This window comes from Mycobacterium ahvazicum, assembly GCF_900176255.2.
GTDB lineage: Bacteria > Actinomycetota > Actinomycetes > Mycobacteriales > Mycobacteriaceae > Mycobacterium > Mycobacterium ahvazicum.
Genome location: NZ_FXEG02000003.1, coordinates 702,658 through 715,723 on the forward strand (window position 1 = coordinate 702,658; position 13,066 = coordinate 715,723).

Genomic DNA, 13,066 nt, shown 5'->3' on the forward strand with positions numbered 1-13,066 from the left:
ACGTTCTCCGCCTGACCAACACGAAAAGCTCTGCAAATTAGTTCGTTTCGCCACGATGACGGCTTGGTTTTCCCGCCCGGCGAAGGACGACGTTGCCGATCCGGTCGGCGATCTATACGGTAGGGGGTATGGTATTTACGGATACGTACCTATATGAAGATCGACCGCAATGCGATGGCGGTACTGCGATTTCTGGACCAGCCAGCGCGAAGGGCCCGATTTGTGTTGCAGCAGCTAATGACTGACGCGGGGACCATCGATCGCGGGCAAACCGCGGTAACTTTGTGGCTGGACCCGGTGTGTCCTTTCTCGTGGAACACCGCACGCTGGTTGAAAGCGGCCGCCGACGAGGCCGGTTTCGCGATTGACTGGCAACTGATGAATCTGGCGCTTCTCAACGACGGACGCGAGCTGCCGCCGCCGCAGCGGGCCCGCATGACCGACCCGCAACGGGTCGGGCGGCTGATGGCGGCTCTGCGCGAGGAGCTCGGCCAAGACGCGATAGCCACGGCGTATTTCGCCTTCGGCGAAGAATACTTCGATCGATCTCGGGCTCTGGGCGACGAAATTGTCGAACACGTTCTACGGGCGGTCGGGGCGCGGCGTACCACGGCCGCAGCGGTCTGCGACACCGAGCTGGACGCCGTGGTCTCACGGTGTCATCAAGCGAGCCAAGACGCACTGGGAGAAACGGGCGGCAGCCCACTGATCACCATCGACGGCCACACGGCTTTCGGGCCGGTCTTCACCTCCGTCCCCACGGCAGATCGGACGCTGGCCGTGTTCGACGCGGTCAAGTCCCTGGTGCTCACACCGCAGTTCAGCCAGCTCCATCGTCCTCGAGCCCACGCTTAGCAACCCGAGACAGGACAACGTCCATGTGTTACGCGGTGCGTTGCCCCGCTTGCGGAAAGACAACCTGGGCCGGGTGCGGGGCGCACATCGAAGCGGTCAAACGCCAGGTCCCGGCGGGTCACTGGTGTGACGGTCACCCGGATGACGGCGCCACTCGTGCCCGTACGCACGCCCCTTCAGCAAAGACCTAATGGAAAGGCAAAATTATGACGAAGCAGCTGGTCATCCTCGGTGCGGGAATCGGCGGTCTCAGCGTCCTCAAGGAACTCGCCGAATCGGCGGTCTCACTCGACGATCTCGACATCACGGTGGTTGATGAGGACTTTTCGCACTTCCTGGGCTTCACCTTGCCGTGGGTCATGCGCGGCTGGCGTGACCAGGCAAGCGTGGCGGTCACGCCCAGCGCCAGCGCACTGGCCGGAGTCCGTCGCGTCGAGGGCACGGTCCGCAGCATCGATCCCGCGTCGCGCACCGTCAGCCTCGCGGACGGCACCGACATCGCATTTGATGCGTTGGTGATCGCCACCGGCGCGCGCAACGCAATCGACAATATCGCCGGCCTGCGCAGCGCTATGGACAACGGCACTGCTGTGCACTTCTACAGTTCCGACGCAGCGGCGAAAGCGCACCAGGCGCTGCGCGCCTTCACCGGCGGACGGCTGGTGGTGCTGGTGACGTCACAGCCATACCGCTGCCCGGTCGCTCCCTACGAAGGAGCACTGCTCGCCGCCGATCTCCTCCGCGACAATGGATCGCGCGACGCCACCGAAATCTCGGTCTACACCCCAGAAAAGCACCCGATGCCCTCGGCGGGTCCGCACGCCGGACCTGAACTCGTCGCCCTACTGCGCGAGCAAGCCATTGAATTCTTCGGCGAGCACGCCGTAGCTCGCATCGACGCCGATCGCCGCCAGATCCACTTTCGCAACGGCGCCGCGACAAGTTTCGATCTGCTCGTCTTCGTGCCCCCGCACGAACCCGCATTGACACTGGACGGCCCGGGTTGGATCAGCGTCGATCCGGCCACGATGCAAACTCGGTACCCGGGCATTTTTGCGATCGGCGACACCGCGGCAGTCATCTCGCCGTCAGACCGCCCGCTACCGAAAGCGGCGATATTCGCGAAAAACGGCGCGACTAGCGCGGCCGCCAACGTGCTGCACTATCTGGGCAAGACGGCCACCGGCGCTCCCCTATCGGGGCAGGGGTATTGCTACATCGATACCGGGCGCGGCACGTCAGCTCAAGGCAAAGGCGATTTCTTTACGCTGCCCCACCCCGCCATCCACCTAAGCCCACCATCGGCGGCGTTGCACCACGAAAAGCAAGATGAGGAGCGCGAGTGGCGAGCGGTGTGGGAACACGGCACCGCCCCAACACGGTGACCCGAACACGAGTAGCCCTAGCACTGACGCTTGGCACTTGAGAACCGCCAGCGCATCAGGCGTCTGCGCCATTAGGGTGTGCCGGTGTGGACATAACTGCGCGCCGCACGCCGAACAGCCAGAAGGCGGCGACGGCCGCGGCTGAAAAGTGGTTCTTGGAGCGCGGTTTGCCGTCGGTGCTCACGACGCGGGGCCGATGGCGACGGCTCTGGCCGCGGTCGTCACCGATGCTGACCGCATGGGCGACCATCGAAGCCTGCCTGCTGGGTTGCTTCTTCGCCAGCGACGGCAATGAGGTCTTCATCGACGGGACACCCACGACGCGGCAGTGGGTGATCCTGGCCTTGCTCGCGGCCGCCCTGCCGCTGGCCGCCCTGTTCGGCTGGCTGGTGTCGCGCATATCGAGCGGGCGCACCCGCGCGGCGGTCGCATCGCTGGCGCTGGCGTTCGTCATTTTCTGTGGAGTCGTCGAAAGCGGCCCCGTCCGGCTGACGCGCGACGCGGTGATTCTGGCGCTGGTGTTGGTGCTGACCGGTTCCGGTGTCGGGTCGGTGCTCGCGTGGGCGGTGCGGATGACGGTCGAACACCTCGCGACGGTCGGCACGCTCGCGGTACGGGCCCTGCCGATCGTGCTGCTGACCGCGTTGGTGTTCTTCAACACTTACGTCTGGCTGATGGCGGCCACCATCAACGGCGAACGGCTCTCACTGGCGATCGCCTTTCTGCTCGGCATCGCGGGGGCATTCGTCGTCTCCAAAACCGTCGAGCGGGTCAGGCCGCTGCTCAGGTCGACGGCGTCACTACCCGAGGGCAACGAGGCCCTCGCCGAAACTCCGTTCGCCGCGATGGCCGACCCGTCGCCCGGCTCGGCGCTGAAGAAAGCGGAACGCCTCAACGTGGTGTTCCTGCTGGCGACCTCGCAGCTGGTCGAGATCCTGGTGGTCGCGCTCGTCGGCGCCACCATGTATCTCATTCTCGGCCTGATCGTCCTGACGCCGTCGCTGCTCAACGAATGGACGCACACCTCGGTGAGCACCGCGACGGTGCTGGGATGGACGCTGCCCGTACCGGATTCGCTGATCCACATGTGCCTGTTCCTCGGCGCGCTGACGTTCATGTACATCGCGGCCCGCGCGGTCGACGATGCCGAGTACCGAGCGATGTTCCTCGATCCACTGGTCGACGACCTGCACACCGCCCTGGCCGCGCGCAACCGCTACCTGGGCAACGTCGCCGACGAATCCGACACAACGAGAGAAAGCGAGTAAGCAAGTGACCGACCTGTCCGGGAAACGTTATGGCGAAGTACTTCTCGTCGAGGTGGGTGAATCCGGCCCACAAGCCACCGTTTACAACAGCTTTCCGCTCAACGACTGTCCGGCCGAGTTGTGGTCCAAGCTCGACGCGGCGGCCATCGCGGCCGAACACGGCGCCGCCGCGGCCTTGCTCAACGGCCCGCGCTACTGGCTGATGAACGCGATCGAAAAGCAGGCCGATGGTCCGCAAGAGCGGATGACGTTCGGCGGCATCGAGATGATCAAGCAGGCCACCGTGGAGCTGTCGTCGATGAACCCCGCGCCCTACACCGTCAACGAAGTGAGTCGCAATACGGTCTTCGTCTTCAACGCCGGCGAAGAGATCTACGAGCTGATCGATCCCGACGGCAAGCGCTGGGTCATGCAGACCTGGAGCCAGGTCGCCGACCCCAACCTGTCGCGCGCCGATCTGGCCGGGCTGGCCGAGCGACTGACACTGCCCGAAGGGTGGAGCTATCAGCCGCGGGTGCTCACCGAGACGCTGCGGGTCGACACGACAGGTCGTCCCGCGCGTGTGACGCAGGACGACCTGACGAACACCTACTCGTTCGAATTCGACTGAGCCGCTTAGGGATTGGATCCCTAGAGGTACTGGCCGAGGTTCGACTCGGTGTCGATGGCGCGCGACGCGCTCGACGACTTGCCGGTGACCAGGGTGCGGATGTACACGATCCGCTCGCCCTTCTTGCCTGAGATCCGCGCCCAGTCGTCGGGGTTGGTGGTGTTGGGCAGGTCCTCGTTCTCGGCGAACTCGTCGACGATGGAGTCCAGCAGGTGCTGTATCCGCAGACCGGGCTGACCGGTCTCCAGCACCGACTTGATCGCGTTCTTCTTCGCCCGGTCGACGACGTTCTGAATCATGGCCCCGGAGTTGAAGTCCTTGAAGTACATGACTTCCTTGTCACCGTTGGCGTAGGTGACCTCCAGGAACCGGTTGTCGTCGATCTCGGCGTACATCCGCTCGACGACCTTCTCGATCATCGCGTGGACGCAGGCCGACCGGTCGCCGTCGAACTCGGCGAGATCGTCGGCGTGCACGGGCAGCGTCTCGACCAGATACTTCGAGAAGATGTCTTGTGCCGCTTCGGCATCGGGCCGCTCGATCTTGATCTTCACATCGAGACGTCCGGGCCGCAGGATCGCGGGGTCGATCATGTCCTCGCGGTTGGAGGCGCCGATCACGATGACGTTCTCCAGACCCTCGACACCGTCGATCTCGCTCAGCAGCTGCGGGACCACCGTGGTCTCGACGTCCGACGACACCCCGGTACCGCGGGTACGGAAGATCGAGTCCATCTCGTCGAAGAACACGATCACCGGCGTACCCTCCGACGCCTTCTCGCGGGCCCGCTGGAAGATCAGCCGGATGTGCCGCTCGGTCTCGCCGACGAACTTGTTCAGCAGCTCGGGACCCTTGATGTTGAGGAAGTACGACTTCGCCTCGCGGGCGTCGTCGCCGCGCACCTCGGCCATCTTCTTGGCCAGCGAATTGGCGACCGCCTTGGCGATCAGCGTCTTACCGCAACCGGGCGGACCGTAGAGCAACACACCCTTGGGCGGACGCAGCGCGTACTCCCGGTACAGCTCCTTGTGCAGGAACGGCAGCTCCACCGCGTCGCGGATCTGCTCGATCTGCCGGGTCAGACCGCCGATGTCCTGGTAGCTGACGTCGGGCACCTCTTCGAGCACCAGGTCCTCGACCTCGGCCTTGGGAATGCGCTCGAACGCGTAGCCGGCTTTGGTGTCGACCAGCAGAGAATCGCCAGGCCGCAACTTGCGCGGCCTGGTGTCATCGTTGAGTGCGTCGGGAACCCCGTCGGGCAAGTCCTCGGCCACCAGCGGCTCGGCCAGCCAGACGATCCGTTCCTCGTCGGCGTGGCCCACGACCAGTGCGCGGTGTCCGTCGTTGAGCACCTCACGCAGAGTCGAGATCTCACCCACGGATTCGTACGTCCCGGCCTCGACGACGGTCAGGGCTTCGTTGAGCCGAACCGTCTGTCCCTTGCGCAGCGCCGGCACGTCGATGTTGGGCGAGCAGGTCAGTCGCATCTTGCGACCCGAGGTGAACACGTCGACGGTTTCGTCCTCATGCGACGCAAGCAAAACGCCGTAACCACTCGGCGGCTGCCCGAGCCGGTCGACTTCTTCCCGCAGCGCCAGCAGTTGTTGCCGGGCCTCTTTAAGAGTTTCCATTAATTTGGAATTGCGGGCCGCAAGCGAGTCGATCCGCGCTTCGAGTTGATGCACATCGCGTGCGGAGCGCGTGCCGGCCGGCGATTCGGCGGCTTGCTCAAGTTGCTCACGCAGCACCGCGGCTTCGCGGCGCAGCTGTTCCAGCTCGGCAGCATCGCTGCTGGACATGCCGGTTTCATGATTGATCCCGAATGCTTCAGAACGCTCTGACTCACCCATGTTGCGCTCCTTTCCCGCCCCGAATTGATGCGGTGGATCCTTACAACGCTACCGGCGATTGGCCGTTCATGCGTGAACTCAAAAGCCATCAAAAGTCGCGTCTTTACTCCCGCTGGTAACCTCGGCGTCGATTTGGGACCACCGAAAGGACACCCCTTGACCGCAAAACCCCTCACCACAGGCCCTGCCGTGGTCGCGGTCGTCAACGCAATGTTTCCAACTGTGACTTCCATTGCACCAGTTGGCCAGATCGCGGCAACCACCGCCCTCCAAGAATCAGGCCTCGAATCAGACGGCGCCGAATAGCCCGGGCGGTCAACGGATGCACCGACACCTGTCGCTAGCGCTGAGCGCCGCCACCGCCGTGGCGGCGTTCGGGGTCGCGGCATGCTCGCACAGCGAACCCAAGGTGCTGCCGTCGACGAGTCTGGCGGTGCCGGTGCCGACGTCGAGTCCGCTGATCGTCGCGGCTCCACCGACCGCGCCGCTGCCCGTGCCCGAAGCTCTGGTCGAGGTGCTGAACCGGCTTGTCGATCCGAATGTCCCCGGGATGAACAAGGTGAACCTCGTCGAAGGCGCGACGCCGGAAAGCGCGGCCACGCTGGACAAGTTCGTCAACGCGCTGCGCGACAACGGCTACCTCCCGATGACGTTCGTGGCGAACAACATCGCATGGTCGGACAAGAATCCGGCCAACGTGGTGGCCACGGTCGGCGTCAACACCGCCAAGGGGCCCAACGGCGCGTTCACCTTTCCGATGGAGTTCGCTCCGTTGACGGGCGGCTGGCAGCTTTCCCGGAAGACGGCGGAAATGCTGTTGGCGGGCACCCGCTTCACCGCCGACGCCCGCGCCTCCTGCCGAGTCCGCGCCCGCCCAACCCGCACCCGGCTGATGTGGATCGCCTGGCTGGAATTCGACGTGCTGCTGGGCCCGGAGCTTGGGGTGCGATCGCTCAAGGAGAAGCGCTCAATGATCCGTCCCGTCGTCGCCGAGTTGCGCCGCAAGTTCAGCGTGTCGGCCGCCGAGACCGGTTCGCAGGAGCTGTATCGGCGAGCGGGCATCGGGGTGGCCCTGGTGTCCGGTGACCGGGCGCATGCCGTCGACGTCCTGGATGCGGCCGAACGTCTGGTCGCCGCGCATCCCGAGTTCGAGCTGCTGTCGGTGCGACGCTCGCTGGTGCGCAGCGAGGACCAAGACTAGCTGGGACTAGCCGGGCCTAGCTGGGACTAGCTGGCCCTAGCCGTCCCGGCCCGCCCGCTTGCGGCCCAACGGCATCGGGGCCACTGTGCCCGGCGCGAGCCGTCGCGACGCCACCAGGAAGGCGGTGTGGCCGCGCATGGTGTGCTGTGGCCGGACGGCCAGGCCGACGACATGCCAGCCGCGCTGCATCGTCTCCCAGGCGCGTGGTTCGGTCCAGCACTGCCGGGCCCGCAGCGCCTCCACCACCTTCGACAGCTGGGTGACCGTGGCCACGTAGATCAGCAGCACCCCGCCTGCGACGACGAGCCGCGATACCGCTTCCAGCACCTCCCACGGCGACAGCATGTCCAGCACCGCCCGGTCGAAGGAGCCGTCGGGCAGCCCGGAGTCGACGACGTCGCCGATGATCAGCTCCCAGTTGCCCGGCGCCCCGCCGAAAAAGACGTCCACGTTGCGCCGCGCATGTTCGGCGTGATCCGCACGCACTTCGTAGGACACCACCCGCCCCTCGGGACCCACCGCGCGCAACAGCGAACAGGTCAGCGCGCCGGAGCCGGCTCCGGCCTCCAGGACGCGGGCTCCCGGAAAGATGTCGCCCTCGTGCACGATCTGCGCGGCGTCCTTGGGATAGATGACCTGCGGCCCGCGCGGCATGGACATGATGTAGTCGACCAGTAGCGGGCGCAGCACCAGGTACGGGTTGCCGTTGCTGGATTTGACCACGCTGCCCTGCTGCAGCCCGATGATCGTGTCGTGCGGGATCGCACCGCGGTGAGTGTGGAACTCCGCACCCTCGGTCAGCTCCACCGTGTAGTGACGGCCCTTGGCGTCGGTGAGCTGAACACGCTCGCCGACGACGAATGGACCGGTGTTGGACACGCCGTTCAGCGTGCCAGCCGACTCGCCGTTGGCGATGCTCGGGGTTGTCGGCACGGCGTCCTAGGCTGCGAATATGACCGACCAGCCAGAAGACCAGGCGCGGGCGGCTTCCAGACCGGCTTCGCGGCCGGCACTGTCGCCGTCGCGTGCGGCCGACTTCAAGCAGTGCCCGTTGTTGTACCGGTTCCGGGCGATCGACCGCCTGCCCGAGCCGCCGTCGACCGCGCAGATCCGCGGGTCGGTCGTGCACGCCGCGCTCGAGCAGCTCTACGGTCTGCCCGCGGCATCGCGCGATCCCCAGACGGCGATCTCGCTGCTGGAGCCCGCGTGGGAGCAGGTGATCGCCGCCGAACCCGGCCGGTTCGGCGAGCTGGACGCCGTGCAGCGCGCCCAGGTACTCGAGGATGCTCGCGCGCTGCTGTCCGGCTATTACCGGCTGGAAGACCCGACCCGATTCGACCCGCAGTGCTGCGAGCAGCGGGTGGAGGTGGAACTCGCCGACGGCACGCTGCTGCGTGGCTTCATCGACCGCATCGACGTCGCGGCCACCGGCGAGCTGCGGGTGGTCGACTACAAGACCGGCAAGGCGCCGCCGGAGGCGCGGGCACTGGCCGAGTTCAAGGCGATGTTTCAGATGAAGTTCTATGCGGTGGCGCTGCTGCGCACCCGCGGGGTGCCGCCGACCCGACTGCGCCTGATCTACCTCGCTGACGGCCAGGTGCTGGACTACTCGCCCGAGCTCGACGAGCTGGAGCGCTTCGAGAAGACCTTGATGGCGATCTGGCGTGCCATCCAATCTGCCGGTGCGACAGGCGATTTCCGCCCCAGCAAGTCGCGGTTGTGCGACTGGTGTCCGCACCAGGAATTCTGCCCGGTTTTCGGCGGCACCCCGCCGCCCTACCCCGGCTGGCCGGACGACGTTCGGGCGCAAGCCATTTCGTGTTCGAGCGAACCGGCGGCCTAGACGCCGCTAGTCGAGCGGTGTCATCTCCTGCAGCATGGTGGGAATGAGCTCGCTGACGGTCGGATGAATGTGCATCGTGCGCGACAACGTGGTGTAGGGCACCTTGGCCGACATGACATCCAGAATGGCGTGGATGGCCTCGTCACCGCCGACCCCGAGGATGGCCGCACCGAGGATCTGGTCGGTTTCCGCGTCGACGACCACCTGCATAAAGCCTTGCGTCTCACCCTTTTCCACTGCTCGGCCGACTCTGGTCATCGGCCGCGTACCGATCAGCGCCTTGCGGCCCGACGCGCGGACCTCGCCGACCGTCATCCCGGCGCGGCCCAGCGGTGGATCGATGTAGAGCGCGTAGGTGGTGATGCGGTCGCTGACCCGGCGTGGATCGTCGTCGAGCAGATTGGCGGCCACGATCTCGTAGTCGTTGTACGAGGTGTGAGTGAAGGCGCCCTTGCCGTTGCAGTCGCCCATCGCCCAGATGTGATCAACGTTGGTCTTGAGCGCGTCGTCGACGACGACGTAGCCTCGCGCGTCGGTCTGCACACCGGCAGCCTCGAGTCCCAGATCGTCGGTGTTGGGCCGGCGGCCCACCGCCATCAGCAGGTGGCTTCCCACAATGGGGTCGGCACCGGCGCGTGGGGTGAGTTCGAATCCGTTGTCTGTCTTGGCGATCCGCACATCGTCGGCACCCAGGATGATCGCGATGCCTTCGGATTCCAGAATTTCCTTGATGGTGGCCGAGACGTCCTCGTCTTCGCGGGAGGCCAACCGCGGACCCCGCTCCACCACGGTGACCGCAGCGCCGAAGCGACGGTACATCTGGGCGAACTCCAGAGCGATGTAACTACCGCCGACGATAACGAGATGCGTTGGCAGCGTGTCGAGTTCGAGGATGGACACGTTGGTGAGGTAGTCGACATCGGCCAGGCCTGGGACGTCGGGCACGACGGCGCGGCCACCGACGTTGAGGAAGATCCGGTCGGCGTGCAGCTCCCGGTCGTCGACGCGCAGGGTGTGCGGGTCGATGAAACGGGCATGGCCGCGAACAACGGTGCAGCCGTCCATGCCCTCGAGCCAGTCCTCGACACCCTTGCGGTCGGCGAGCACGATGCCCTCTTTGCGGTCCTTGACTTTCACCATGTCCACGCTGATCCACCCGGTCGCCACACCGTATTCGCCGCCGCGGCGGGCCAGATGGGCGGCGTGCGCGCTGGCGACCAGTGTTTTGGTCGGGATGCATCCGTTGTTGACGCAAGTGCCACCGATCAGCTTGCGCTCGACGATCGCGACGCGCTGCCCCGCGGCGGTCAGCCGACCCGCAAGCGGGGGTCCCGCTTGGCCGGCGCCGACGATGATCGCATCGAAATGCTCGCTCACTTAACGGCCGAGATCAGGTATTCGGCCAGTACGTGACCCGTCAGTGCCGCGACGGCGAACCCGCCCAGGATCGCGACCGCATCCTCGAGCAGCGCGATCGGCAGGTCCCGCCCACCGCTGACCGCCACCAGCCGCTTGCGCGCCTGATAGCCACCGAGGGTGCCCAGCACCGCGCCGATGATGCCGGCCCCGAGGGCGGTGAACGTCCAGTGCGGCCACGCGCCCAGCGCCGCGCCCGCGAGCCCGCCCATCAGCAGCCGGGCCGCGAAGACTGGTGGCGCCGTCCGCGGCGGCGTCTTGGGCAGCTTGTCGTTCACCAATTCGCCGACGGCCAGAACGCTGAAGATGACGACGGTGATGATGTTGCCCAGCCACGATGCCCAGGTGCCGTGCAAGTCGATCCAGCCGAGGTACGCGGCCCACGCGACCACCGCGGGCGCCGTCAGGGAGCGCAACCCCGCGACAACGCCAATCAGCAAAGCCAGCAACAGAACAAGGACATGCGTCACGGCGACCCTCCTGGGGGATGAACAGCGCGGCAACCAAAAGAGCGGGCGGCGGCCGTTCGGGCCCCTACCCCTAGCCGGACGCTAACACAGCCGGGGCCGAGCTGGTGAGATCAGAATCGGCAGAACCTGATATCGGACGCCAGGATCGCTTTGGCGCCGATGGACGCGAGCTCGTCCATGATCTCGTTGACACCCCGACGCGGCACCAGCGCGCGGATCGCGACCCAGTCCGGGTCGGCGAGCGGGGCGATGGTCGGCGACTCCAGGCCCGGCGTGATCGACGTGGCTTGATCCAGCACCGAGCGCGGGCAGTCGTAGTCGAGCATCAAATACTGCTGCCCGAACACCACACCCTGAATCCGCGCGACCAGCTGATCGCGTGCCGCCCGCTGCGCTCCGTCGCGGTCCCCGGTGGCGCGCTCGATCAGCACCGCCTCCGAATCACACAGCGGCTCACCGAAGGCCACCAGATCGTGCAGGCTCAGGGTGCGGCCGGATCCGACCACGTCGGCGATCGCGTCGGCCACGCCGAGCTGCACCGAAATCTCCACGGCGCCGTCAAGTCTGATGACCGTCGCTTCAATTCCCTTGTCCGCCAGATCTTTTCGTACCAGATTCGGGTATGCGGTGGCGATCCTCTTGCCGGCCAGGTCGGCCGTCGTCCAGTCGAAACCGGCCGGCCCCGCATAGCGGAAGCTGGACGAACCGAAACCCAGTGCCAGGCATTCGGTCACCGGCGCGTCCGAGTCGAGCACCAGGTCGCGCCCGGTGATGCCGAAGTCGAGCTGTCCCGAACCGACGTAGATGGCAATGTCTTTGGGCCGCAGGAAGAAGAACTCGACATGGTTGGCGCGGTCGATGACGGTGAGGTCTTTGGAATCGGTGCGCCGCCGGTAGCCGGCCTCCGAGAGGATCTCACTGGCCGGCTCACTGAGCGTGCCCTTGTTCGGCACGGCGACTCGCAGCATGCTCATAGCTTCCGATAAACGTCGTCGAGGGACAGTCCGCGCGCGATCATCAGCACCTGAGCCCAGTACAGCAACTGACTGATCTCCTCGGCCAATGCGTCGTTGGATTCATGCTCGGCGGCCAGCCACACCTCGCCGGCCTCCTCCAGGATCTTCTTGCCCAGCCCATGGATCCCGCCGTCGAGCGCGGCGACCGTGGCACTGCCGGCCGGTCGGGTGCGGGCACGGTCGCCGAGTTCGGCGAACAGGTCCTCGAATGTCTTCACGGCCAGCGATTGTTTCACGAGGCAGCGAGCAAAGTCACCTCGGTTTCTCCTGGTGACGTTGCCTACCGGAATCCCGAAGTTGCACAGGTTGTTTCGCAGTGCGGGCAACCCGCTAGTCGAACCCGGCGAGCGTCATGCGCAGCGCCTTTTCGAGCTGAACGTGAAACTCCGGTCCGTCGACGGGTTCGGTGAGCCAGCGATCGATGACGAATTTGGCCGTGGCCAAACTGGTGTGCACCAACAGTGCGGGCCGGATGTCTGACGCTGCGTCGACGCCCATGCGGGAAGCCACCTGCGCGATGAATTCGCGATGTTCGGTTTCGGTGACCAGCACCGATTGGCTCAACAGGTGCGGGGCGGTGGCGACGGCCTGGCGCCAGGTGTCCAGCGTCTGGACTTCGATCACCTCTTGCGCACGCGCGACGAACAGCCGGATCAACGCCTCGACCGGTGACTCGTCCGATGGTCTGGCGCTGTAGGACTCGACGATCTCCGCGCTGGCCTCCCGGACGGGACCGACCAGCAGGCTCTCCTTGGTGGGCGCGTACCGGAAATAGGTGCTGATCGATACGCCGGCCGCCGCGGCGATGTCCTCGGTGGTCACCGCGTCGAAACCACGTTCTGCGAAAAGCCGCTGGGCGGTCTGCTGGATCTGCGAAACTAGCTCAGCACGGCGACGGTCTCGCAACGAGCCGGTGTTTGCTGAGGGCATGCGTTCACCTTCGCCAGTCCGACGTTTCAGCCCATGGAGTCGCTCAGCGGCGATCCAGATGAGTGACTCTACACTATTGAAAGTCCCTATCAAGTAGGCTAATGTGACTCAGCACACGCCTATGAGCTGCGAAGTTACGGAACCTGATAAGGCTATTTTTGTAAAGTTAGGCTTCACGAGCTCCGAACCCTCCGCTCGGCGGTCAGGACGTAACTGGTTCGC

13 protein-coding genes and 1 pseudogene are annotated in these 13,066 nt (G+C 65.6%); 7 read left to right on the forward strand and 7 right to left on the reverse strand.

All coding sequences use genetic code 11. The features are described from left to right. Positions 1 to 237 precede the first annotated feature (237 nt). The 4 genes from MAAFP003_RS15940 (at position 238) to MAAFP003_RS15955 (ending at position 4,118) form a co-directional block, all read left to right on the forward strand. A complete protein-coding gene (locus MAAFP003_RS15940; protein WP_096291195.1) occupies positions 238 to 855 on the forward strand; it encodes a mycothiol-dependent nitroreductase Rv2466c family protein in 618 nt (205 codons plus the stop codon). A 206-nt stretch (positions 856 to 1,061) separates the two neighbouring features. After that, entirely contained in the window at positions 1,062 to 2,240 is a 1,179-nt protein-coding gene (locus MAAFP003_RS15945; RefSeq protein WP_096288420.1) for an NAD(P)/FAD-dependent oxidoreductase, read from the forward strand. 86 nt (positions 2,241 to 2,326) lie between these two features. Further along, positions 2,327 to 3,508, forward strand: a complete 1,182-nt coding sequence (locus MAAFP003_RS15950) for a hypothetical protein (RefSeq protein WP_096288422.1) — start codon at positions 2,327 to 2,329, stop codon at positions 3,506 to 3,508. A gap of 4 nt (positions 3,509 to 3,512) precedes the next feature. Then, positions 3,513 to 4,118, forward strand: coding sequence for a hypothetical protein (locus MAAFP003_RS15955; protein WP_096288424.1), 606 nt, complete (start codon positions 3,513 to 3,515; stop codon positions 4,116 to 4,118). 20 nt (positions 4,119 to 4,138) lie between these two features. Here the strand turns inward: MAAFP003_RS15955 and arc are convergent, their stop codons facing one another. Continuing rightward, positions 4,139 to 5,968 (reverse strand): proteasome ATPase, encoded by a 1,830-nt coding sequence (gene arc, locus MAAFP003_RS15960; RefSeq protein ID WP_096288426.1) that lies wholly within the window; start codon positions 5,966 to 5,968, stop codon positions 4,139 to 4,141. A gap of 322 nt (positions 5,969 to 6,290) precedes the next feature. Between arc and lppK the strand changes: the two are divergent. Then, positions 6,291 to 6,861 (forward strand): annotated as a pseudogene (gene lppK / locus MAAFP003_RS15965) (lipoprotein LppK). Then, a complete protein-coding gene (locus MAAFP003_RS15970; protein WP_096288428.1) occupies positions 6,861 to 7,169 on the forward strand; it encodes a DUF503 domain-containing protein in 309 nt (102 codons plus the stop codon). The pseudogene lppK and the gene MAAFP003_RS15970 overlap by 1 nt, the downstream one beginning before the upstream one ends. A gap of 36 nt (positions 7,170 to 7,205) precedes the next feature. On the opposite strand, the gene trmI is transcribed toward MAAFP003_RS15970, so the two are convergent. Further along, positions 7,206 to 8,048 carry a tRNA (adenine(58)-N(1))-methyltransferase TrmI gene (trmI, locus tag MAAFP003_RS15975; RefSeq protein WP_096291196.1) on the reverse strand — a complete coding sequence of 281 codons (843 nt, stop codon included), beginning with the start codon at positions 8,046 to 8,048 and terminating at the stop codon, positions 7,206 to 7,208. A gap of 73 nt (positions 8,049 to 8,121) precedes the next feature. On the opposite strand from trmI, the gene MAAFP003_RS15980 reads away from it, so the two are divergent. Beyond that, a complete protein-coding gene (locus tag MAAFP003_RS15980; RefSeq protein ID WP_096288430.1) occupies positions 8,122 to 9,012 on the forward strand; it encodes a RecB family exonuclease in 891 nt (296 codons plus the stop codon). Positions 9,013 to 9,018: 6 nt separating this feature from the next. Here the strand turns inward: MAAFP003_RS15980 and MAAFP003_RS15985 are convergent, their stop codons facing one another. The 5 genes from MAAFP003_RS15985 to MAAFP003_RS16005 form a co-directional block, all read right to left on the reverse strand. Continuing rightward, positions 9,019 to 10,389, reverse strand: a complete 1,371-nt coding sequence (locus tag MAAFP003_RS15985) for an FAD-containing oxidoreductase (protein ID WP_096288432.1) — start codon at positions 10,387 to 10,389, stop codon at positions 9,019 to 9,021. Next, complete coding sequence (locus MAAFP003_RS15990; protein WP_096288434.1) at positions 10,386 to 10,898, reverse strand: DUF4126 domain-containing protein; 513 nt, start codon at positions 10,896 to 10,898, stop codon at positions 10,386 to 10,388. The genes MAAFP003_RS15985 and MAAFP003_RS15990 overlap by 4 nt, the downstream gene beginning before the upstream one ends. A 110-nt stretch (positions 10,899 to 11,008) precedes the next feature. After that, positions 11,009 to 11,866, reverse strand: a complete 858-nt coding sequence (gene hisG / locus MAAFP003_RS15995; protein ID WP_096288436.1) for an ATP phosphoribosyltransferase — start codon at positions 11,864 to 11,866, stop codon at positions 11,009 to 11,011. A gap of 2 nt (positions 11,867 to 11,868) precedes the next feature. Then, on the reverse strand, positions 11,869 to 12,150 hold the full coding sequence (locus MAAFP003_RS16000) for a phosphoribosyl-ATP diphosphatase (protein ID WP_090603224.1): 282 nt from the start codon (positions 12,148 to 12,150) through the stop codon (positions 11,869 to 11,871). Positions 12,151 to 12,244: 94 nt separating this feature from the next. After that, positions 12,245 to 12,844, reverse strand: a complete 600-nt coding sequence (locus MAAFP003_RS16005; protein ID WP_096288439.1) for a TetR family transcriptional regulator — start codon at positions 12,842 to 12,844, stop codon at positions 12,245 to 12,247. Between the last annotated feature and the right edge of the window lie 222 nt (positions 12,845 to 13,066).

Coding starts and splice junctions, on each gene's coding strand:
- MAAFP003_RS15970 (WP_096288428.1), top strand. CDS start 6,861: ATGTGGATCGCCTGGCTGGAATTCGACGTGCTGCTGGGCCCGGAGCTT.
- MAAFP003_RS15980 (WP_096288430.1), top strand. CDS start 8,122: ATGACCGACCAGCCAGAAGACCAGGCGCGGGCGGCTTCCAGACCGGCT.
- hisG (WP_096288436.1), bottom strand. CDS start 11,866: ATGCTGCGAGTCGCCGTGCCGAACAAGGGCACGCTCAGTGAGCCGGCC.
- arc (WP_096288426.1), bottom strand. CDS start 5,968: ATGGGTGAGTCAGAGCGTTCTGAAGCATTCGGGATCAATCATGAAACC.
- MAAFP003_RS16005 (WP_096288439.1), bottom strand. CDS start 12,844: ATGCCCTCAGCAAACACCGGCTCGTTGCGAGACCGTCGCCGTGCTGAG.
- MAAFP003_RS15940 (WP_096291195.1), top strand. CDS start 238: ATGACTGACGCGGGGACCATCGATCGCGGGCAAACCGCGGTAACTTTG.
- MAAFP003_RS15945 (WP_096288420.1), top strand. CDS start 1,062: ATGACGAAGCAGCTGGTCATCCTCGGTGCGGGAATCGGCGGTCTCAGC.